Source organism: Lachnospiraceae bacterium (assembly GCA_025758065.1).
Lineage (GTDB): Bacteria > Bacillota > Clostridia > Lachnospirales > Lachnospiraceae > Enterocloster.
On record CP107199.1, the window covers coordinates 3,425,540 to 3,448,239 of the forward strand.

A 22,700-nucleotide genomic window follows, 5' to 3' on the forward strand; every position below is an offset into this window, starting at 1 on the left:
ACACATGGGGAACGCGCCACTGACGCGTTCCCTGATCTGCATTCAGTTATTACTTTGCGTAAGAATTAATGTCTACATCTGCAACATCCTCATTCTGTGGAGCTGCCTGAAGAGCCTTTACACTTAAGCTGATCTTGTGATCATCTTCATTGAAATCTACAACCTTAGCCTCGATCTCCTGGCCGATCTTTAATACATCAGCTGGTTTCTCGATATGCTCTCTGGAAATCTGGGATACATGAAGCAGTGCGTCAACACCTGGCTCTAACTCTACGAAAGCGCCAAAGTCAGTCATACGAGCAACACGTCCAGTCACTACGCTGCCTGCTGCATACTTCTCAGCTGCATGTGCCCAAGGATTAGCCTCTGGGAACTTTAAGCTTAATGCGATCTTCTCGCCCTGGATATCTTTGATCAGAACAGTTACTTTATCACCGGACTTGAATACCTTCTTAGGATTCTCAACGCGGCCCCAGCTCATCTCTGAGATATGAAGCAGACCATCAGCTCCGCCTAAGTCAATGAATGCACCGAAGTCTGTTACATTCTTAACAGTTCCTTCTACCTTATCACCAACCTGGATCTTGGAGAACAGCTCTTCTTTCAGTTTAGTCTTTTCAGCAACTAATAACTGCTTTCTATCGCCAATGATTCTTCTTCTCTTAGGATTGAACTCAGTAATTACAAACTGGATCTCCTGTCCTGCATACTTGGAAAGATCCTTCTCATAAGTATCAGATACAAGGCTTGCCGGGATAAATACTCTGGAGCCTTCTACTTCAACGCTTAAACCGCCATCTAATACCTGAGCTACTTTCGCAGTCAGAACTTCCTGATTCTCAAATGCCTCTTCCAGACGCTTATTGCCTCTGTCAGCTGCCATACGCTTGTAAGATAAGGATACCATGCCAACACCATCGTTCAGCTTGATAACCTTAGCTTCCATTTCTTCACCAACCTGTACCTTGGTAGTTAAATCTACACTATTGTCATTGCTGTACTCGTCACGGGTGATAACGCCCTCAGACTTGTTGCCCGCAATGCTCAGAATAATCTCATCTTTATTAACTTCGATGACCTGACCGGTAACTATCTCTCCTGTACGTATTGGTTTGGTGGATTCTTCCTCTTCCTTTAATAACTCTGCAAAACTCTGCTCTGCCATTCTGGTATGAACCTCCTCAATAATCTTTTTTGGGGTGGATGCCCCAGCTGTAATACCTACGCTGCGCACAGAAGATACACTGTCAGGATCTAAATCGCCGAGTGTCTGAATGTAAAATGTGTTTTCACATTCCTTGAGACAGATTTCGTAAAGCTTCTGGGTGTTGGAAGAATGTCTGCCACCAATGACGATCATAGCCTCCACCGAAGATGCGATACGTGCTGCCTCCACTTGTCTTTCCTGTGTTGCATTGCAAATCGTATTTAAAACACTACTATCATAACCCTTTTTCAAAATTTTTTCAACTAATTCTTGAAATTTGTTGTAATTAAATGTCGTCTGGGATACGATACAAAGCTTTTTCCCCTCTGGAAGGTTATATTCTTTTGCATCAGCCTCATTTTCTATAACTACAGTGTCACCATTTCCCCATCCACGGATGCCTTCTACCTCCGGATGTATTGGACTGCCGATAATAACGACCGCTTCCCCGGCGCCTGAATGTTCATCTACGATCTTGTGGATCTTTTTTACAAAGGGACAGGTGGCATCTACAACATTTACCTTCCGTGAATTTAAAATATCATAAATGTAACGGCTTACCCCGTGAGAGCGGATGACCACAGTTCCCTGTCCTTCTGGAAGGTTTTTAAGGTCTTCCTCTGTATCTAATACCCTGACTCCCTTTTCTTCCAGATCACGGACCACTTCTTCATTGTGGATGATCGGGCCATAAGTATAAATGGGACCCTGGGCTTTTCCCTCATTTACAGCCTTGATCTGCTCATAGACCCGTTCCACTGCACGCTCTACCCCAAAGCAGAATCCGGCACTTTTTGCGACAATGACCTGACGCTCCATTATGCACATCCTCCAGCTGCCTTATATCCCTTTTCACGGACGATCTTTAAGATTTCCTCTACCACCTGGTCCAGTGTCATAGAAGAAGTATCAAGAAGGACTGCATCCTCTGCCTGTTTTAACGGAGAATGTTCCCTGTGCATATCCCTGTAATCTCTGTCTTCAATGTCCTTTTCGATCTCTTTTAAATCTGCTTCCATGCCCTTTTCCAGCAATTCCTTATAACGGCGGACCGCTCTTACCTCTACAGAAGCTGTAAGATAAATCTTCGCAGGTGCATCAGGAAGTACACAGGTTCCAATATCCCTTCCGTCCATGATCACATTTTCCTTAGCTGCCAACTGTTTCTGAAGTTCTACCAGCTTTTCTCTTACAGGCATATAGCCAGATACTGCAGATGCCATATTGCCTACTTCTTCTGTACGGATCAAACCTGAAACATCTTCTCCGTTTAAAAGTACCTGCTGTACGCCCTCCTGATAGCGGATCGTCACGTCTACTTCCGGGCATGATCTTCCGATTTCTTCTGCTTCCTTTGGATCTACCCCCTTTCTTAAGAAATAAAGGGCCATAGCACGATACATTGCCCCTGTGTCAACATATACAAAGCCAAGTTCCTTTGCCACCAGCTTTGCAATGGTACTTTTTCCAGCTCCTGCTGGTCCGTCTACTGCAATATTAAAATGGTTCATCTAGGTATTCTCCTTTAACTTTCATATAGCAATGTCACCTATCAGACGATATTGCATGTTTTTCTTAGTTTTCCTGTGTTTTTTCTGACGCTGCTTTTCCAGCCAACCAACCTGTAGACCATGCGATCTGCAGGTTAAATCCTCCGGTCACTGCATCCACATCCAGAACTTCTCCTGCAAAATACAGATTTTCTGTTTTTTTTGCTTCCATGGTAGAAGGATTAATCCCCTTTACATCTACTCCCCCCTGGGTAATGATAGCCTCTTTAAAGGGACGTAAACCTGTCAGGGTAAATGTAAGCGCCTTGGTAGACTGTACCAGATGGCGCCGCTCTTCTTTGGTGATCTCATTTACCTGCTTATCCGGATCAATACCGCTGCGTTCTATGATAACCGGGACCAGTTTTGCAGGATATAAATGATTTAAGCTGTTTTTAAACTGTTTATTCTTCGCTTCTGCAAAATCCCTTAAAATACGTTCATCTAACTGTTCTTCTGTAAGCGCCGGTTTTAAGTCAATAGACAGCTTTAACGGGGTCTTCCCAATAGCTTTTGCGCAGAAAGAGCTGGCGCTTAACATAAGAGGGCCGCTGACACCAAAATGGGTAAACAGCATTTCCCCAAAATCACGATACAGTTCTTTTTTGCCGTTAGATATGGCTGCTTCCACATTTTTGAGAGAAAGGCCCTGAAGGGATTTAACAGTTTCCAATTCTGCTGCTTCAAAGGGTACTAAAGCCGGCAAAAGGGCTGTTACCTTAAGTCCTGCATCCTGTGCCCACTGATATCCGTCTCCTGTAGAGCCTGTAGAAGGATAAGACATACCACCGGTGGCTACAATAACGCAGTCAGCAGCAATGGCTGTCTTTTTTCCATTTTCTTCCAGAAAAATACCCTTGCAGATAGTCTTATCATCTTCGGTTACAAGGTTTAAGCCCTTTACCTCTTTACGAAAATGTACTTTTACATTTTCTTTCTTTAATGTGCGTTCTAACGCTGCGATCACGTCGGAGGAATGATTAGATACAGGGAATACTCTTTTTCCTCTCTCAATCTTCAGGTGCAGTCCTGCATCTTCCAAAAACTGCATCATATCTTCATTGGTAAAACCATAAAAGCTGCTGAACATAAATTTTTTATTAGTGATCACTGCCCCAAACAGCTCATCCATGTCACCAGCATTAGTTACATTGCAACGGCCCTTTCCTGTAATAAAGATCTTTTTGCCCAGTTTTTCATTTTTCTCATAGAGACTGACCGCGCAGCCTTCCTTCGCTGCCGCGATCGCCGCGATCATACCAGCGGCACCACCTCCAATGACGATTATATTTCTTTGGTTGTTCATGTATTATGTTTCCTTTATTTATATTGGCTTTTCACTTATCCTGATCCATAGAATACAGGATCTGCCTGTTAGTATAGCATACTTATTTATAAAAAGAATACCAAATATGCTCCTTTTTTGAAATTTTCAAATACAAAATATGTTCGTTTCTTTTTATTGACTTTTTGCTATTATGGGGGTACAATCATAGTTAAGAAATGGGTTTTTTACTGAGTAATGTCTTCGGACTGGAAAAGGGTGCTCGTTTCTTTTTTTATGTTCATTATATCATACAGATACATTTTACCATCTTTTGCATGTCGAATAACCATTATTACATTAAAAACATTATATCTTTCAATTTCTCCGTTACTATACACGGGTAGTTCATTTTCATTGTGGAAAGTGACGAAAATCATTTTTCTTTTTCATCAAAACTATTTTAGCCGGAAGAAATTCTGCGGATATCGCTTCCGGCTACATGTTTTATTGCTTAAGTTATCAACAGTATCTATAAATTCTCTTTTGAGGCGTGTTGAATTCATCGATTTTTGTGGATGGTTTCTCCACGCCAGCTTCTTATCTGACCATTTTTTTAGAGTTATTCACATGAAAAAATGACGAATGATCATCTCCTGCAAATTCGCATAAATTCAGATCTTCTGCTATAATCATTCCATGAAAAGAGGGATGAGCATGAATGACATGTCTGTAAAAATCGAGCAGTTACTGAAACTTCAAAAGGGTGTCTGCGAACAGTACGAAAAAGAAAATAAAGAACTTTTAAAAACAATTAAAGCCCAGGAAGAACAGATCCGTCTTCTGAAACAGTTGATTGAAAACCAGGATAAAATCATTAAAGCATTGGAGCAATCATAATGGGAAAGCCGTTTGAATATATTGGAGCGTTGCAGTGTGAAAACCGAATATTGAGAAAAAAAGTAGCCGATCATGAGTCAGGAGAACGATTCCAACAGATTCAAATGGAACATCAAAAAGTACTTGATGAGTACCGCCGACAGATAAAACGTCTGAAACAAACGATTGAAAATCTTCGCAAAGATGTAAGAAAAGCCTGGAAATGGTGCGAAGAGGCATATGAAGATGCACTTAAGGAACTGAATGCACAGATGAAAGATCTGGAGCATGCATTAAAAACGGCTAAAAGAATGCGCTTTGCCGCAGAACAACGCCGTGATCAGGCATTGTCTGAGGTCGCTGGACTGCGCCGTGAAAACAGTGAGCTAAAGGATCAGCTGGAAAAAACAGAGGGACAGAATAAGAAACTTCTGGCACAGTTGAACCGTGATTATGAAAATTCCTCCATTCCGTCATCACAATCAAGAAACCGTCGAAAAATATCCAACAATCGTGAACGCACTGGAAGAAAACCCGGAGCGCAGCCAGGGCACGCCCATCATGGAAGGAAAAAGCAGGAAGCAACTCAGACTGTACATCTGCCTGCGCCCAAAATTGTGGCAGAGGATCCGGATTTCAAAAAAACACAGAAGATCATAACCAAACAGCTTGTTTCCATTGAAATGATTCTTCATGTAACGGAATATCAGGCAGATGTATATCGTAACTCCAAGACGGGAGAAAAAGTCCATGCAGCTTTTCCCGCAGGAGTGGTTGATGATGTGAACTATGATGGCAGCATCAAGTCACTTTTATTTCTGTTAAATACAGACTGTGCAGTTTCCATTGATAAAAGCCAGCGCTTTCTCTCTGATTTGACAGGTGGAAAGCTGAAAATTTCCAGAGGAATGATCAATAAACTCTGCCGTGAGTTTTCTTCCAAAACAGAAACAGAACGGAAAAAAATCTTTGCAGACCTGCTGTCCTGCCCGGTTCTGCATACAGACTGTACAAATGCCCGCGTAAACGGAGAAAGCGCCTATGTATTTGTCTGCGCATCTTCAGATGAGGAAAAGGTACTTTACTTTGCCCGTGAGAAAAAGGGGCATGAAGGCGTAAAGGGAACTGTAACAGAAGATTTCCGGGGGATTCTGGTACACGATCATGAAATTACTTTTTACCGTTATGGAAGCGCTCATCAGGAATGCCTTGCGCATGTAGAACGGTATCTGAAAGACAGCATGGAAAATGAGTCATCCCTTACCTGGAACCGGCGAATGAGAGAACTGCTCCAACGAATGATACATTACCGGAAAGAACATACCGGTGAAGCATCGTTAGACGCTCAAACAGTAGCTGGCTTTGAGACAGAGTATCAGGAAATCCTGGACAAAGCCAAAGAAGAATACAAACGTAATGAGCCAAGCCCGTATTACCGCGAAGGCTACAACTTATATCGCCGGATGCAGGAATATAAAACAGAGCATCTTCTTTTCCTGCATGACATGAGGGTGCCAACCACAAACAATACCGCAGAACGCTGTTTGAGAGATTATAAACGAAAACAGACTTTTGCAATGACATTTCGAAGCCTTGAAAGTATCGAAGAATTATGTCATAGCAAGGGTGTGCTGCTTGAAGTACGAAAAAACAACCCCAACATTTATACCGCTGTCATGGAAATCTTTAACAGAAGATATGGAGCCTGATTTGTGCATCAGACTCCCTTATTTTAATTGACCGAGTGGTTGTACACAAGTCTGCCCGTGTATAGTAACATTTCTCCAACTTCGTTAAACACTGGCAAAGCAAATCTTGACTCATAACGATACCAACCATACATTGCATCTATAGTATGTTTTTCTTTATAATTTTCAGTAAATTTCTTTCCAGCTGCAATTTCAATCAATTCTGGTAATCCCTGTGCGGCATTAGCTTTTGCCTTCGCATTTGCTCCTTTTAAAATATGGGTATAATTTGAGTGGGTATACTCATCCGGTAAATCTGTTCCAATATAAACTGCATCATTGCTATCATCAATTGTGTAGATATCACCTACATATTGTTTTAGATATTTTTCAACATCCTCCCATTTTACAGATCTTTTCCCTTTGAATATGATGTCATGAATAAATACCGTTTTCTTTCCATCTATATCCTCGATTACATTTACTTTTCTTTCCACGTCTACCTCCTTCTGTTTTACTTGAATATACGCATTGCGTTATGTTAGAAGCAAAAAAATAAAACATTACATCACAGTTAATAATAAACAGTCATTAGTAAAATTGTTCTATTTACCTGTTCTTTCGATTCGACATTCTATCTCTGCTCTATACTTTAATAAACGTAACAAATAATCCGGAAGTTCTCTTTTCTCTGCTTCCCAATCTTGAACGGTACGATACGGAATACCATAATAATCACTAAATTCACGTCTGTTCATTCCCATTTTTTCTCTTAATTCTTTTACTTCTTTTCCTCTACTCATGATAAAACTCTCCCATCAAAATAACGCATTGCGTTATTTAATGGTACCCGATATATGCTCTGTTGTCAATCCGCTATATTCTCACCTCTCATCATATTTTCGCCCATATATCTTTATGAAATTGAAAAGACAGGTCCGAATCCCTTGTAAATCAAGGCTTTTCGTCCTGTCATTAATATAACATGTGCTCCAGTGGCAGAGATCAGTAACGCCCGCTCTTACCTTCACATTCGTTCTTTTTTATTATTTTGTAATACATCAATCCCACAATATCTGCCAATGCCCATCCGATTGGAACCGACCACCAGATGCCAGTCACACCTATTGCCGGTATTGCCGACAATACATATGCCAGAGCTACGCGGGTTCCCAATGAAAAAATTGTAAGTACCACACTCATTCCCGGTCTGCCTAATGCCCGATACAGACCATATAACAAAAACAGCCACCCGATCCCTATATAAAACGCACCTTCTATACGCAAATAACGGACTCCTTTCATGATAATGGCAGTTTCTTTAGCATCAACAAATATCATCATAAGCTGCTTTGCGAATATGCACACAAACACAGATATCACTACACAAAAGATTGCGGATATACACACTGCCGCTTTCAGTCCCTGCTGTATTCTCTTCTTTTCTTTTGCTCCATAATTCTGTGCAATAAATGTAGAGAACGCATTTCCAAAATCCTGCACAGGCATATATGCGAAAGCATCTATCTTTACTGCAGCCGCAAATGCCGCCATAACAACCGTTCCAAAACTGTTTACCAGCCCCTGTACCATAAGTATTCCAAGATTCATGACTGACTGCTGGATACATGTCAACATTGAAAAAGAAATTATTTTGCTGATTCGTTCCTTTTTCAGGCAGCTGATCTTCAAAATTGCATTCACTTGTTTATAATACACAAATGTATAGATCATTATACCAAGGCCTGATAGATACTGTGCGATCACTGTTGCCTGCGCCGCTCCTGCTACTCCCATCTCCAAGCCGATGACAAACCAAAGGTCAAGAATAATATTTAGTACAGATGACGCCGCCAGAAACACAAGAGGAATAACAGAATTACCAATTGCCCTGAGATATGAAGCAAAATAATTATATAAAAAAACAGCCAGAATACCCTTAAAGATTACAGACAGATATTCTCTCATAGCTCCCCACACTTCATCTGGAACTCTTAGAAAAATACGAAGTCCATCAAGACTCACATAAGCAATAATATTCAGAAGTACTGTCACTACAGCAATAAAGAAAAAAGATGCACAAATATCCTCTTTCAGCCCATTTTCATCACGTTGCCCAAATCTGATAGAAAATAGTGCACTGCTTCCCATGCACAATCCAAGAATAATTGACGTTATAAACGTCATAAGTGTAAATGATGAACCTACTGCTGCAAGTGCCTTTTCTCCAAGAAACCGTCCGACAATAAGTGTGTCTGCAATGTTATAACACTGTTGAAGCAGATCCCCCAATATCATTGGAATAGCAAATAAGATCATTGACTTTACAACAGGTCCTTTTGATAAATCCCTATTCATTACGCATCTCCAAAGTGTAAGTTTTAGCTTTCGTTGTGTAATGAATTATACGTATTTATAGCACTTAAGTCAAGCTACTGTTTACTTTCAGCAACGTAAATGATATGCTATTTAAGGAAATTTACTTTTTACTGCTATCATTTTACTGGAGGTAAGTTTATGTACCTAAATGGTTTAGATGAACTGGATCAGAAGATCATCCAATTACTCATAGAAAATTCTCGCATCTCTTACTCTGATATTGGTGAAAAAACCGGTATTTCCAGAGTTGCAGTAAAGGCCCGGATTCAGGCTTTAGAGAAAAAAGGTGTAATTGAAGAATATACAACAATAATAAATCCCCAGAAAATCAGCGGTGCAGTATCATGCTATTTTGAAATTGAAACAAAACCAGACAATCTGACACCGGTGACAAATATATTATATCAAAATGATATCGTCACACAAATTTACCGTGTCACAGGAAGAAACAAGCTTCATGTACATGCCGTTGCCTCGTCAAGTGATGAAATGGAACTCTTCCTGCACAATGTCATTGATACACTGCCTGGTATTATCAGCTGCAGCTGTAATATGATTTTATCACGTATCAAAGATATTAAAGGATTGCGGCTATAAACATCATCCCCCATTTTTTGCTTTACCAATCTTCTCCAAGCTCATCCATTGCATCATCTACACCATCCGCATAATCGCTATCCCTGTCGTATCTGTCACAGTCATAATCGCCGTCCATATAGATATCATCATAACCATCATCATAAGAGTCATATGTACTCCTGCTGGTGGTTGTGTTCTTTTTAATACCACTGCTATATGATGATTTGTTTGTAGAATTTGATTTATTGCTGTAATTACTGCTTGTACTGCTCTTAGAAGTACTGCCGTATGATTTATTGCTGTATGACGAACTGCTATGTGATGTACTGCTTCCTGTATATGGTTCATGCAGATAGCAATAACTGCTTCCTCTTGTCTGTTTATTATCACAGCCAGTCTTAATGCACCTAGGCTCACTTGCTTCGCCTATTAAACCAATAACAAGCAGGGCACCCACTATCACAAAGAACGCTGCCAGTTTATATCCAAATAAATTCTGTTTCATACAAATCTGCCTCCTTTGCAAATATCTTAGTCAAAATCATCTTCTGAGTCATCCTCAAAATCCCCGGCATCTCCAAATAATGCTTCATGCTCTTCTCTGCTTGTACAAAGCATTTCTTCTGCGAACATCATTTCTATGCTATCTATTTCGCCATCGTCATTTAAATCCATCCAATCTCTCATTGCTATTACCTCCTCATATAATCAAGTATTATCATGGTTATTTGTTTCTATATTACTTATATTGATTGATCAACCTCTTAACCTCTGCTTTCATCTGCTCCACTACATTATCCAGACCAACAATCAAAAAAATATATTTTCTTTGATGGTTATAGTATAGAACAATAGGTGGTCTATAAAAACCCCATCTTGTTTTGGATCATATCCATTTATGAGCTTGTTGTTAACTGACGATTCAAGTATAATAAACTCTATACAAGAAATACATGTCCTACATGTGGATTTAAATATTGATAATTCTCATGTTCGGCGATATACGGGGAGGAAATTCTCATGGGTAAACAATCTACCAAGGAAAACAAAACAATTTACCAGCTTTGCCGGGAAGCCGCAGGGCTTACAAGAGCAGAAGCAAGTGATAAAATGGAGGCTGTCTCAGATTCTAAAATCGAAAAATTCGAATACGAAACGCAAGAACCTACTCCTTACGATATCATTCAAATGGCAGATGCTTATAAAAGACCAGATCTCTGCAATTATTACTGCTCACATAAATGCGAAATAGGACACCGATACGTTCCAGAAGTAGAAGTTACAGATTTGTCAAATATCATCCTGGAAACCATTGCTGGTCTAAACGAGATCAACCCTCTTACCGGTCGTCTGATCCAAATCGCCCGCGATGGTAAGATCAATGATGATGAAATGAAAGATTTTGCTTTTATCAGTAAAAAATTAGATGAAATTTCCTTAGCCATAGACTCTTTGAATCTTTGGGTAGATAAAACAACCAGTGAACAAGGCCTCAATCTTGAACTTCTAAATGCCGAAAAAGAAAAGTTAAAATAATCCATAACCCACGAGCAGCAATGGACCATTTCTGATTCATTGCCGCTCGCTTTATGTATGTGAAGTTAAAAGTCCGATAATCCCACCAATGATCAACAGCGGAAAGGCTATATATATTAACCCGCATACTACCATCCCGATCAATATCATGGGAAAGAAAATAACTGTGCAAAGTAATTTCATGATTCCCCAGGATGCTTTTAAACCAAATATAAAAAATTTTCCAACAAACCAAATCATACAAATAGTAAATAATACTGATAACATCTTTCTTCTCCTTCTGACCTCATTCGATTATGAGTGATTTATTTTTTCGTTATTTTTCTGATATAAGATAAAATGTATTTTTCAATCCCAGCTTGTTACTGAATTCTGGATTTTTTTCAATCTTTTCTATTATCCCAATTAATCGTATTCTCTGTTCTGCATTCATCTGATCACCTCGCTAATATTCACCCTTCCTATTGATATTGTCAGTATAGCAAAATGATTTTTTACAATACACATCTGTAATAAAGAATTAAATCTTTATAATTCTCATTTTTTGAGAAATAACACAAAATAAGGTATACTGCTCTTGTTTCCAGAAATCTGTATATCACCAGATATACTTTTTATTTGACAGGTACGTGAAAGAATGTATTCTTAGTCAGTCTTCCCATTAAAATCACTATTCTATAATTTTAATTTTTCCTGGTTTTCTTGGTTTACTTTTCGGCTGTTCACTGTCCATATATCCTAATATAACAAATCCCTGACATACGTCAGCCATAACAAAACCTCCATGTGTAGTGAATTTCTATCTCCTATCAACGGAATAGAGTAAAAATCTATTTACTACGAATATTGTTCCGTCAACCTTTCAATTTCCGTGTGCATCTGCTCCACCACATCATCCGGCCCAACAATTTTGATCCCGTCCCCCAATGAAAACGCCCATCCTAGGAACTGCCTACTGACATGCACATCTACATTCACAGTAAAGTGATCATCATCTGCTGGAAACAAAATCAAATTTTTCCCAAAACGGTCAATGATAACTCCTGCCAGATTGTTTTTTACCAGTAGTTTTACAGTTTGTTCTTTTCCTCCGAACATTCCAAAGCTTTTCTTCGCATAGTCAGCCATATCCAGCTTATTAAAAAATTCTTTTCCTTCCCTGTTCTCACTAGACAATCGGATATGAAGCATCTTGTCTACCCGGTAATGTTTGATCTTCTCCGCCTCCGAATCATAACCTACCAGATAGTAGTTTTCATCATCCCACGAAAGTCCCCATGGACTAATATGATACCAGGCTCCATTATGTCTGAGTTCCATTTCTTTTTTTACATTCCACTGATAATATTGGAACTCTATTTTCTTATTTTCTGAAATTGCATTATGAATAGTATCTACTGTGTAGTAGATGCTCTCATTCATTGTCTTTATTCTTCCGGACACATATACCTGTCGCTGCAATTTCTGTGCATCATATTCGCTGACCATTTTTTCCAACTTCTTAATCAGCGCATTGGTTTTCTTTTCTGTGATAAATTTGGAAGACTGGATCGCATCTACCAGAAGTTTCAGTTCTGGAAGTTCAAACATGCGGTTAACCACATGATAATGGTATCGGTTTCCAACAGGTTCTCCCTCCACTTCAATGCCAAGAACACTTAGATCACGAAGGTCCGCATAGATACTTTTCCGGTCAGCTGTAATATCGTATTCCGCCAGACTCTCCATGATTTCCGACATTGTAATATAATGCTCTTCATCTGTTTTTTCCAGCATAATCTGCGCCAGTCGGTACAGCTTGAATTTCTGATTCGTTCCTTTCGGCATAGTACACTTCTCCCTTCTGCCAACAATATTTTAAGTATATCACAGGTAGGAAGTATATTGTGCATCTTTTTGCATAATTTTTTTTACATTATATGTCTCCTTTTATGCAAAATTCAGATCCAGACCAGTAAAAAATTCACCTAATGTACTACATAGACGTTCCGATGGTTTATCCGGCATTTCATAACTTACCAGTTGATACTCTGGATTTAATTCCAATTTTTCGATCAGATATGCTGTATTTACTGCATCATCCAAACCATCATGGAATTTACCTTCTGGTTCAATCTCGGCTCGTCCCAGTGCTTCTTCCAGACTTAATTGTCGTGACAATTCAAATCGTTTCGTAAATACATCTTGATAGTCGATCCAGTTTTCAGCTTTCATGAATGCATAGATTCTTTCATCCGTCATATTTTTTGCTTTGATTTCATGTAGCAGCTGATTTCTATCCGATTCACTCCAGGCGTAGATTTTATAGTCACGTTCTCCCAGCCAGTCAATCATATGTATCAGTGCTTCATCCAGCTTAGGAGCCTTTTTAACCTGACTGTTCTTGATACCTGTCAGATTCTCAATAAAATAATCGATCACTCCGTGTTCCGGATCTCAAATGATAAATGCAACACATATAACAAATTGATTGCAATTTTTCAACTTATCTTAATCGAAGAAAAAACTTTTACCGTTTTTATTGTCATTATATATAAATTGCTATTTACAAACCAGATTTAAATAAAACGTCTGATTAATAAACACTATAATCACACTACTTCAAAAATCAAAATCTTTTCTCTCTGGTTATTACCCTCAAACAGATCCATACAATTAATTTCATCTGAAAACAACAAATGGTCTTCTGTCATCAGATAACTGATATATTCAGATGACGGATAATAGAAAAACAGAATTATTTCCCTTGGATTTTCGTAATAAGATTCATATATCCTCGCCAGCACTCCCTTAAGGATTTCTACAGAAAAAGGATTAAAAAAATAACAGCGGTCAATCTCTGTAGGAACTGTATAATTCTCGGCATTCGCTTTTATAAAAGAAGTTCGCCCCGCTGATACTGCATGTTCCTGATTTTCTTTCGCTCCTGCGTAAATTCTCTCATCAAATTCAATTCCTATGGATTGGCATCTAGTTTGATAGGACAGGTAAAAGCATACTCTGCCTTTCCCTGTCCCATAATCCAATACTGTATTCTTCTTTCTGATTAAGCCGCTGCCGGCAAGTCTTTCCAATACACAATATGGTGTTGGCTCATATGGATAATTATATTGATCTGAGTGAGAGTCATCCCGACCAGTTGTTTTTATTTTTAATATTTTATCCCACTGTGTTTCGATCTGAGCCATCATCACACATTTTTTCCTTCTGCTTCCAATTCAGCCAATGCTTCTTTGTCTTTTAAAAGATCATCTTTTGCAGATGCATAATAATCTTTATGGAATAAAATATCCCAACCCAGATAATTAGAAATACAATTAAACTGTCCGCGGATCAGATCGTATTGCTGGCTTCCTACTGGAGATCCGCCTACAATGATCACGCCTACTTTCTTGTTTTTCAAAAGTGTACCTTTGCAGTATGCTTTATCAATAACAAGCTTAAGCTGAGCAGTAATTCCCCACCAGTATACAGGAGAAACAAACAGGATCATATCTGCTGCCACCATTTTATCAACGATCATGTTTGAATCATCCTTAGCAACACAGCCTTTATAGCATTGACAGGCTCCGCAGCCCATACAAGGACTTACTTTTAATTGATAGGCATCTACAACTTCCACTTCATGTTTTTTTGAAGCACCACCTACAAATGCATTAATCGCTGCTACTGAATTTCCTTTTCTTGGGCTTCCGTTTAATACTAATATTTTCATATACACATGTTCCTTTTCTTTTGATTTTCATAGTTTTAAAATACCACAAGATTTCTATTATGGCAAATTCATCCCCTTATTAATATCAGATTGAGCCATTTTTCATCCGAACGGTCACTTCTTGCATCGCCTGTTATCCACTGGCATTTTACCTTTAGCCCTTTTACATTTTCTATAAATCTGCAAAAAGTTTCTTCCGTAAAATCGGTAAAAAACCGCTCATTTCTCATTCCTTCATAATCACCATATTTAAAAGATGTATAGATAATCCCGTCAGCTTTCAGTGCTGCCAACATCTTTCTCAAAACAGCCTGTATTTCTTGCTTATTTAGGTGAAGAATCGAGGCGCATGCCCATATCCCATCATATTTTTCCTTCTCATTGAGTTCTTGAAAAAGCATGTTTCTCACTGTAATACCCGTATATTCAGATGCTAGTCTGCATAATTCTACGGAACCATCAATCGCATCTACTAGATATCCCCTATCTAGGAAATACTTTGTATCACGACCTGAACCACATCCAAAATCAAGTATCTTTGCTCCTTGTGGAAGACACTTAAGAAACTTATTTTGAATTATAGAAAAATCTACATTTCGTGTAGAGTCTATAAAAGCCTTGCTATTCTCATTATAATAATTAAGAGTTCTATTCATTATTCCTGCCTTTTAGTTATGTTTTTATTTGATAACGGTCATACATCTAATTGGTATTATCTCTATATCTTCGCTGATAATAATCCATAATTCTGTATTCTATTGCATCTTTCATATGGCACTTAAACACATCACTGTTCATAGAAATCTTGTCTATAGCAGCACACAAATCATCGCTAAGTGATAATACCGAGTATTCCTTTTGAACAAAAAATCCTACTCCGGATTTCAACAAAAATTTCACCGGCATCTGTATTATTTTCTTCAAATGTTCTTTATCAGAAATGCAACGATATTTTTCATATGTTATACCATCCTGCAAATCCTTCCAATTCGTTCCTGTTGAAAAAAAATCTTTCCAACTTACTAACAATTCTTCCTCCGTAACACTTTTTCGAATCTTTCCATGATTATAAAATGCTATAAGCACCGGCATTTTATAAACCTTTGACATATTCGTAGTTTCAATATAGTTAATAAACTCTCTTCCTACTCCAGAATATAAGACATTTTCACCTGGTGATAATAAATTAAGATCATGCAAATACCCCAGATAATTTTTAAATGGATTCTCCTTTGAATGTTTAATCATAGATTCATAAATTTGATCATCCGCATATGTAAAAAAATCCATTCTTGACGGAACCCTTCCAAGAAATTCCCTAACTCTTAAAAATTCATTATATATCTGGTCTTTAATCCTTATCCCCTTTTTATCCATTTCTGTAAAAAGATCAATGAGTTTCATATCAAAATCTATTATACAATCATCCGGAAAGTCTGAATGGTCCGATAGGGCATATTGCCCATCGTGATTGTTATAATTTCCAGTAAGTAAAAATCGAATTTTTCCTGCTTTTTCATAATTCCCTATGAAATCAAGCACATTTAAATATTCTTTCCCCCAGTTCTTACGAAGTCCTCTTCCAAGCTGTTGCAAAAACACAACTGGTGAATCAGTGGGACGAAGAAACATAACCATATCAACAGATGTAATATCCACGCCTTCATTGAACATGTCAACAGAAAAAATTACCCGCACTTCTCCATTTTTTAATTTATTTATGGCATCTTCTCTATTCTTCGAATATTCTCCATTTGAATTGCTATAAACCGCAGCCGATGGTATGCCTCTTTTACTAAATTCATGTGCCATCGCCTCTGCATGAGCTCTAGAACAGCAAAAACCTAATGCTTGTTTAGAGCCGTATTTACAATAATACTTGTAGATTAAATCATATCTAGTAACATTTCCAATATAAGTCTCATTAAGCTCTTTTTCATTATATCTTCCTTTCACTACATGAAGTTTTGAATAATCTGTAGAATCAAAAATCCCATAATAATGAAATGGAACAAGTATTCCTTTGTTTATAGCTTCTTTTAATGTAATTTCATATGGTACGTTATAATCACATATTTCATATATATTTCTGCCGTCCATCCGTTCCGGAGTTGCCGTCAGTCCAAGCATGAACTTTGGTTTAAAATATTCCACTATATTTCTATATTGCTCATTGACAGCATGATGAAATTCATCAATTATTAAATAATCAAAGTAATCCGGAGCAAAATATGATTTATCTAGATATTCCTTTTTGCCCAGAGTATAAACCGAGGCAAATACTACTGCCTTATCTGTTGATTTTTCGTTACTATTAAAAAATCCATAATCTTTTGAGTTCCGCACATTGCAAAAAGACACTGCTGCCTGCTTTAGAATTTCTTCACGATGCGCTACAAACAACACTCTTTTATAATCTTTTGAGTCAAATGCCGCTAAATATGTTTTCCCAACTCCTGTTGCCGCCAGAATAAGTGCCTTATTCGCCCCTTCTGCTCTGGTATTTTCCAAAGCGCATAACGCTTCTATCTGCGCACCTCTCGGCTCGAAAATATTTATAACTCTATTTGTATTTTCATCATCAAAACTATCATATCGTTCTATATCTTTTGCAACAGCTGGGCTGTGCCAATTCTTAGAGTATCGTTTTAATTCCTCATCATCTACGATAATCGAATGATTTTGAAATAACTCCTCAAATGTCTGATAAAATTTATCATAATTATTTTTATCGGTCTGACTGCTAAATCTATAATTCCATTCAACCCCTGATGTTAAAGCACTCCTTGAAATGTTGGAAGATCCTATGTATATCTCACTATAAGATTTATAATGAAAAATATATGATTTAGGATGAAATGATCGTCCTTTTTCATTGTAAAACCGAAGATCTACTCTATCTTTTAATTTATTTTTAATAAGATAAAGTGCTGATGGCTGAGTAATTCCCAGATAGTTACCAGTCAGTATTCGAATTTTCGCCCCACGTTTTAACGCATTTTCAAGCTCTGCTATAAGCATTTTTACGCCTGACTCCATCAAAAACGAAACTATAATATCCACACTGTCAGCCCTTTTCAAACTACTGATCAGTTGATAATATAAATACATCTTTTTGTCACTACCACCAGTCATAACATCTGTAGAATACGAATATTCCAGATTTTCTAATTCATTTGCGAAATTAAGCCCAGCCAATTTGCTCCCCTCCCATTTAGCCTATTGCCATTTTTTCCACACCTCAGGCTGATATCCCAAAGTTGACTGTTTTCCATTTCTGACAACCGGCGTCTTAATCACAAAAGGATTTTCCAAAATTTTCTTCAACTTGTCTTCATCTGCAATATATCTGATCAGTGCAAGTGTATCCTGATCCTTTCCATCCCAGTTGATCATATTTTCTATTCCACCATTCACTTGCGCAACTGACATGAATTCGCCTTTACTCATGCCTTTTTCTTTCATATCTACAAACTGATACTTAATTCCACGTTCTTTGAAAAAGCGCTCGGCTTTCTTTGTCTCATTGCACTTCTTCGTGCCAAATATTTGTATGTTCATCATATAATACATCTCCTAATTCACTGGCGTTCCAACCTCAATAAGATTCCCATCTAGATCGTAAAATCTGACCACCTTCTGTCCCCAGCTATGTATCAGTAATTTGTTAACAAATTCAATCTCAAAATCTGATTTTTCCAGCCGTCTCACAAAAGCTTCTACATCAGGCTCTTCGAAATATAATTCTGACATATTATTCTTGGGAATCAGCTCTTTTTCCAAAAATTTCTTCCATATCTTTGCATCCTGCAGCACCAGTCCCTTTGACAGAATTACATTTCCATCTTGATTTAAGATTACTTGCAGACCAAATATTTCTTTATAAAACCTGATTGCTTTGTCCATATCATTAACAGCAATCAAAACATTTTTAAGTCTCATAGTTTCACCTGCCACTTTTCTTAGGTTAATTGAATATTCTTAATGATTTGCTTTTATTTGCCTTTCCAAATAAACCACTGATGCACAAAATGAATTCATCCTTCAAAGGAACATCCGGTATTTATTGCTCAACATGTAACGGCAGCCTGCCATATTTTTCTACATCTGCATCTTCAACATCTATTATGATATCTTCTTTTTTATCATAATCCGGATTACTTAAGTATGTATCTTCAAGGACATTTTTAAGTTTTGTACAGCATGGCTTAAAGGTTGCATATGTTAAACCTCCTCCAATCATGCCTCCGACCACAGGAATCGCTTTTTTGAAGAACCCTGCAAATATTTCTTTGGTCATTCTAACACTAAACCACTTGCTTATGCTCTTTACAATCGGATATATGGTTCCTTTAGTTAATGCTTTTTTTACCAGCTGCTTTTCAACACCAGATCCTAATGCTCTTGCCATTGCCAGCAATGCATTCTTCGCATTTGCAACTCCAAACATGACGCCCATACACAATATAATCTGGTTCATTGTTTCCGTGTCGAATGCTTGCTCATTTTCCTTATATTCTATCTGCGGAAATCCATACAGATACAACAGTTTTTGTGCCACTCTTAATAAACATCCATAATATTGGGCTATATCTGTCGGAATAGTTGCAGCCATTGCTGCTCCACCAGGTGCACCTAATGCTGCTGATATACCTGAAACTTTTAACCGTTCATTCTGTATTATGGAATCGGCAATCTTATCAATATCCTTCTGCTTGATACAAGCGATCATAGGCGTCTGGTCTACTGCTTTTTCAATAACTTCCTCTGGATATTTATTTTTCAGTTCTTTTCTAAGAAAGTTGTCACGTTTGATACTTACACTCGGAACCTTAAACGCCATCAGTATAACATCTTCGATATCAATTTGCCCGTCACCATTTACATCAACAGCGCTAAATACTGCTTCCTTTGATTTTTCCAGAGATTCTGACGATTTCTTTACAACCAGGTTTGCTTTGGAGCCTATTGATTTTGCCATTCCTTTTACAGACTCACCCATATTCTTTTTTTCTTTGATTTCGCTCTCTTTAACATCATTGTTTTTCATTGAATCTGTCATATCAAATTCCTCCTCGAATAGTATTCATTACACAAAATGTAAATTTCGCGAATTTAGTAATATGATTTTTTAGTTTATCCTTAAATAGTTTTCCCATGAGAAGCCCCTTCGCTCTTTTATTAAAATAATGTTGGATCTGCACCATACCATGTCTGCACATCATTTTCTGCTGTTACATTATCAATCCACGCAATTCCAAATACGAACTTTGTTGTCTTAGTATCTCTCATAATTTGATATAAAACGCCATCTTCCATATAGTCATTATCATAATCATAAGTATTGGTTGCTCGTGTTCCGTCAGAATAATATCCTGCTTCTCCTTCCATACCTATCGACAATTTTGTATTTTCTCTATAGAATGATTTTAATTCTAAACATTCTCCTGGTTCAATTTCATCTCTACTCGATGCATGGTATTTCTTTATCTTGCAAGAAATTGTGTGCTGCTTGCCATCTGGCTCATATGATATTTCAATGCAAAATCTTCCTCTGACATCAGGACATAATCTCTCTGATGCTCCAATATTCTTTACTGCATACTCCACCTTTTCATTATCTATATATATTTCAATATCTCCTAATGGTGTGGTCAACACAAGAGCTCCCCCATCCTTTTTATTATACCACCTTACATATTGTTACACGTCAAAAACGGACGTAATAATACGCCCCATCGTCCTCATTTTATCTTCTCTTACCTTCAGTATTTCCTTAGCTGTTTCCACTCTTCGCATTCTCCATACTTTTTTCCTTGTCAATATGCATATTCATTGCCAGATTACCCAGTCTACTAATAGATGCGGCCAGATGAATGTAATTTGTAGGTTTGTAGGTTTTATATCTCGTTGAAATCGCTACCTGCGTTTCTCTTGTTCCTCTGCACTTTTTATTTCATTAACAGTTAATATCTTAATAACATATCCATCCTTACAAAAAGAATTTTCATCATTTGCTCCGTCTACCTCAACAGCAAACACAGTACCATTCCCCAACTTTTCTTTTAATGTGCAGATACCATACTTTCCTTCTATTTCTATCGCCTGCTTTAGGCATGTCCTTATTAGAAATGTCCATTCTCAGCTCTGCTCATTTTCTCTTCAACTTCGGTCATGTAACGCCTATCCATACCATAGAAGACTTCGACAGTTTTTGGATATTTCAATTTAAAAAAATTGTTCTCCTGCTGCCAATACAATTTCAGTTCCACCTGCAGAGGCTAATTCCCCAATCAAAACTTCTATCATATTTCACGAGTTTCTTGATTTAATTAAACATTATTGAGAAGCAGTCTAGCCTTTTGCTCATCATTTTTTTCAACAGATAGCCGATAGTTTGTTTTTACAGTTCCATCACGAGATAATAAATAATTATCTCCACGAATATTGTTAAGGGCAAGCCTTAATTGATTGTTCACACTGGTGTCTTTATACTGGATGCTATTACTAGCAAGAATTTCTTTTGCAGCAAAGAATTTTTCTAAATTTAAGGTATTATATATTTCAACATATTTTCTGAACAATAATACATTTCCTCCTTTTGCAAGTATATCTCTTTGCAATAAATGGTGCTTCTTTTAAATCAATCTTCCCCCAGTTCATCCATTGCGTCATCTACACCATCCGCGTAGTCACTGTCTCGATCATATCTATCATAATCATAATCCCCATCCATATAAACATCGTCATATCCATCATCATAGGAATCATAAGAATTATATGTTGGTTTATTCGCTGATTTTGGTTTACTACTGTAGCTGCCACTGCTTAAACTGCCGGATGTCTCCCGATAGGAGTTTCCAGATGATTTGCTTCTATAGGAAGATCCGCTAATGTCGATAAGATTATGTTCTGTATTGCTCAACTGATCTGGCAATTTCCTTCCGCATTTGTTCTACTACATCATCCGGGCCTACAATCTGAATATCCGATCCCAGTGAGAACACCCAACCCAGAAACTGTCTGCTGACACGTACATCCACGTTGACATTAAAATGCTCTTCATCTGCCGGGATCATCATCACATCTTTCCCAAACCGATCAATGATCACTCCTGCCAGCTTATTATGCACTGATAGTTTTACGGTCTGCTCTTTTCCTCCAAACATTCCAAAACTCTTCTTTGCATAATCCGCCATATCCAGCTTTTTAAAGTGTTCTTTTCCTTCTCTTGATTCATCTGATATCTTGATATGTAACATCTTGTCTACACGGTAATGTTTAATCATTCCGGCATCTGTATCATATCCTACCAGGTAATAATTTTCATCATCCCAGGATAATCCCCAGGGACTGATGTGATACCATGCTCCATTATGCCTAAGTTCCATTTCTTTTTTGGCATTCCACTGAAAATACTGAAATTTAATCTTCTTATTTTCTGAAATTGCATTATGGATCGCATCAACCGTATAGTAGATGCTTTCATTCATCGTCTTAATTCTTCCTGATACATAAACCTGCCGCTGTAGCTTCTGCGCATCATACTTGCTGGCCAGTGTTTCCAGTTTTTTAATCAATGCATATGATTTCTTTTCCGTAATAAATTTGGAAGACTGGATCGCATCCACCAAAAGCTTCAGCTCTGGCAATTCAAAAGACCGATTGGTAACATGATAATGATACCGATTTCCGATGGGTTCTCCTTCTACTTCAATACCAAAGACGCTTAAATCCCGCAAATCATTATAGATGCTTTTCCGGTCTGCTGTCACATCGTATTCTGACAGTGCTGCCATAATTTCCGGCATAGAGATATAATGCTCCTCATCAGTCCGTTCCAGCATGATCTGAGCCAACCGGTAAAGTTTAAATTTCTGATTACTTCCTTTTGGCATACTTT

The 22,700-nt window shown here is 37.8% G+C and carries 25 protein-coding genes; 4 read left to right on the top strand and 21 right to left on the bottom strand.

All coding sequences use genetic code 11. The features are described from left to right. Positions 1 to 49: 49 nt before the first annotated feature. From OGM16_15980 to OGM16_15990, 3 genes are all read right to left on the bottom strand, one after another. Positions 50 to 2,026, bottom strand: coding sequence for a bifunctional 4-hydroxy-3-methylbut-2-enyl diphosphate reductase/30S ribosomal protein S1 (locus tag OGM16_15980; protein UYJ46273.1), 1,977 nt, complete (start codon positions 2,024 to 2,026; stop codon positions 50 to 52). Next, the gene (cmk, locus tag OGM16_15985; protein ID UYJ46274.1) at positions 2,026 to 2,718 is read right to left on the bottom strand and encodes a (d)CMP kinase; all 693 of its coding nucleotides are present in this window, start codon (positions 2,716 to 2,718) and stop codon (positions 2,026 to 2,028) included. Before cmk ends, OGM16_15980 begins: the two co-directional genes overlap by 1 nt. Positions 2,719 to 2,782: 64 nt before the next feature. After that, positions 2,783 to 4,063: an NAD(P)/FAD-dependent oxidoreductase gene (locus OGM16_15990; GenBank protein UYJ46275.1), complete on the bottom strand. Its 1,281-nt coding sequence runs from the start codon at positions 4,061 to 4,063 to the stop codon at positions 2,783 to 2,785. Between the two features lie 675 nt (positions 4,064 to 4,738). Between OGM16_15990 and OGM16_15995 the strand changes: the two genes are divergently transcribed. Both OGM16_15995 and OGM16_16000 read left to right on the top strand, forming a co-directional pair. After that, positions 4,739 to 4,921: a hypothetical protein gene (locus OGM16_15995; GenBank protein ID UYJ46276.1), complete on the top strand. Its 183-nt coding sequence runs from the start codon at positions 4,739 to 4,741 to the stop codon at positions 4,919 to 4,921. Then, the gene (locus OGM16_16000) at positions 4,921 to 6,609 is read left to right on the top strand and encodes a transposase (protein ID UYJ46277.1); all 1,689 of its coding nucleotides are present in this window, start codon (positions 4,921 to 4,923) and stop codon (positions 6,607 to 6,609) included. Before OGM16_15995 ends, OGM16_16000 begins: the two co-directional genes overlap by 1 nt. 23 nt (positions 6,610 to 6,632) lie before the next feature. Here OGM16_16000 and OGM16_16005 read toward each other — a convergent pair whose 3' ends face one another. From OGM16_16005 to OGM16_16015, 3 genes are all read right to left on the bottom strand, one after another. Continuing rightward, positions 6,633 to 7,085, bottom strand: coding sequence for a hypothetical protein (locus OGM16_16005; GenBank protein UYJ46278.1), 453 nt, complete (start codon positions 7,083 to 7,085; stop codon positions 6,633 to 6,635). 108 nt (positions 7,086 to 7,193) lie between these two features. Continuing rightward, positions 7,194 to 7,391, bottom strand: a complete 198-nt coding sequence (locus OGM16_16010) for a helix-turn-helix domain-containing protein (GenBank protein UYJ46279.1) — start codon at positions 7,389 to 7,391, stop codon at positions 7,194 to 7,196. A 202-nt stretch (positions 7,392 to 7,593) separates the two neighbouring features. Beyond that, positions 7,594 to 8,946, bottom strand: coding sequence for an MATE family efflux transporter (locus OGM16_16015; protein ID UYJ46280.1), 1,353 nt, complete (start codon positions 8,944 to 8,946; stop codon positions 7,594 to 7,596). 159 nt (positions 8,947 to 9,105) lie between these two features. Here OGM16_16015 and OGM16_16020 point away from each other — a divergent pair, with 159 nt between their 5' ends. After that, complete coding sequence (locus tag OGM16_16020; protein ID UYJ46281.1) at positions 9,106 to 9,564, top strand: Lrp/AsnC family transcriptional regulator; 459 nt, start codon at positions 9,106 to 9,108, stop codon at positions 9,562 to 9,564. Positions 9,565 to 9,586: 22 nt separating this feature from the next. Here the strand turns inward: OGM16_16020 and OGM16_16025 are convergent, their stop codons facing one another. Beyond that, positions 9,587 to 10,051, bottom strand: a complete 465-nt coding sequence (locus OGM16_16025; protein UYJ46282.1) for a hypothetical protein — start codon at positions 10,049 to 10,051, stop codon at positions 9,587 to 9,589. Positions 10,052 to 10,077: 26 nt separating this feature from the next. Beyond that, complete coding sequence (locus OGM16_16030; protein UYJ46283.1) at positions 10,078 to 10,233, bottom strand: hypothetical protein; 156 nt, start codon at positions 10,231 to 10,233, stop codon at positions 10,078 to 10,080. Between the two features lie 333 nt (positions 10,234 to 10,566). Here OGM16_16030 and OGM16_16035 point away from each other — a divergent pair, with 333 nt between their 5' ends. Then, positions 10,567 to 11,082, top strand: a complete 516-nt coding sequence (locus OGM16_16035; GenBank protein ID UYJ46284.1) for a helix-turn-helix domain-containing protein — start codon at positions 10,567 to 10,569, stop codon at positions 11,080 to 11,082. An 837-nt stretch (positions 11,083 to 11,919) separates the two neighbouring features. Here the strand turns inward: OGM16_16035 and OGM16_16040 are convergent. The 13 genes from OGM16_16040 to OGM16_16100 form a co-directional block, all read right to left on the bottom strand. Then, positions 11,920 to 12,909, bottom strand: a complete 990-nt coding sequence (locus OGM16_16040) for a WYL domain-containing protein (protein ID UYJ46285.1) — start codon at positions 12,907 to 12,909, stop codon at positions 11,920 to 11,922. A gap of 102 nt (positions 12,910 to 13,011) precedes the next feature. Further along, complete coding sequence (locus tag OGM16_16045) at positions 13,012 to 13,503, bottom strand: exonuclease domain-containing protein (protein UYJ46286.1); 492 nt, start codon at positions 13,501 to 13,503, stop codon at positions 13,012 to 13,014. Positions 13,504 to 13,673: 170 nt separating this feature from the next. Continuing rightward, complete coding sequence (locus OGM16_16050) at positions 13,674 to 14,270, bottom strand: class I SAM-dependent methyltransferase (GenBank protein UYJ48489.1); 597 nt, start codon at positions 14,268 to 14,270, stop codon at positions 13,674 to 13,676. Positions 14,271 to 14,272: 2 nt separating this feature from the next. After that, a complete protein-coding gene (locus tag OGM16_16055) occupies positions 14,273 to 14,797 on the bottom strand; it encodes a flavodoxin family protein (protein UYJ46287.1) in 525 nt (174 codons plus the stop codon). Between the two features lie 68 nt (positions 14,798 to 14,865). Next, entirely contained in the window at positions 14,866 to 15,453 is a 588-nt protein-coding gene (locus OGM16_16060; GenBank protein UYJ46288.1) for a class I SAM-dependent methyltransferase, read from the bottom strand. A 46-nt stretch (positions 15,454 to 15,499) separates the two neighbouring features. Then, the gene (locus tag OGM16_16065) at positions 15,500 to 17,995 is read right to left on the bottom strand and encodes a DEAD/DEAH box helicase family protein (protein UYJ46289.1); all 2,496 of its coding nucleotides are present in this window, start codon (positions 17,993 to 17,995) and stop codon (positions 15,500 to 15,502) included. Positions 17,996 to 18,016: 21 nt separating this feature from the next. Next, positions 18,017 to 18,358 (bottom strand): arsenate reductase family protein, encoded by a 342-nt coding sequence (locus tag OGM16_16070; protein ID UYJ48490.1) that lies wholly within the window; start codon positions 18,356 to 18,358, stop codon positions 18,017 to 18,019. 15 nt (positions 18,359 to 18,373) lie between these two features. Further along, entirely contained in the window at positions 18,374 to 18,739 is a 366-nt protein-coding gene (locus OGM16_16075) for a VOC family protein (GenBank protein UYJ46290.1), read from the bottom strand. A 121-nt stretch (positions 18,740 to 18,860) separates the two neighbouring features. Next, positions 18,861 to 19,859, bottom strand: a complete 999-nt coding sequence (locus OGM16_16080; protein ID UYJ46291.1) for a hypothetical protein — start codon at positions 19,857 to 19,859, stop codon at positions 18,861 to 18,863. Positions 19,860 to 19,978: 119 nt separating this feature from the next. Continuing rightward, complete coding sequence (locus OGM16_16085) at positions 19,979 to 20,458, bottom strand: hypothetical protein (GenBank protein UYJ46292.1); 480 nt, start codon at positions 20,456 to 20,458, stop codon at positions 19,979 to 19,981. Between the two features lie 671 nt (positions 20,459 to 21,129). After that, the gene (locus OGM16_16090; protein UYJ46293.1) at positions 21,130 to 21,381 is read right to left on the bottom strand and encodes a hypothetical protein; all 252 of its coding nucleotides are present in this window, start codon (positions 21,379 to 21,381) and stop codon (positions 21,130 to 21,132) included. Between the two features lie 59 nt (positions 21,382 to 21,440). Further along, a complete protein-coding gene (locus OGM16_16095) occupies positions 21,441 to 21,722 on the bottom strand; it encodes a hypothetical protein (GenBank protein ID UYJ46294.1) in 282 nt (93 codons plus the stop codon). Beyond that, the gene (locus OGM16_16100) at positions 21,703 to 22,695 is read right to left on the bottom strand and encodes a WYL domain-containing protein (GenBank protein UYJ46295.1); all 993 of its coding nucleotides are present in this window, start codon (positions 22,693 to 22,695) and stop codon (positions 21,703 to 21,705) included. Before OGM16_16100 ends, OGM16_16095 begins: the two co-directional genes overlap by 20 nt. Between the last annotated feature and the right edge of the window lie 5 nt (positions 22,696 to 22,700).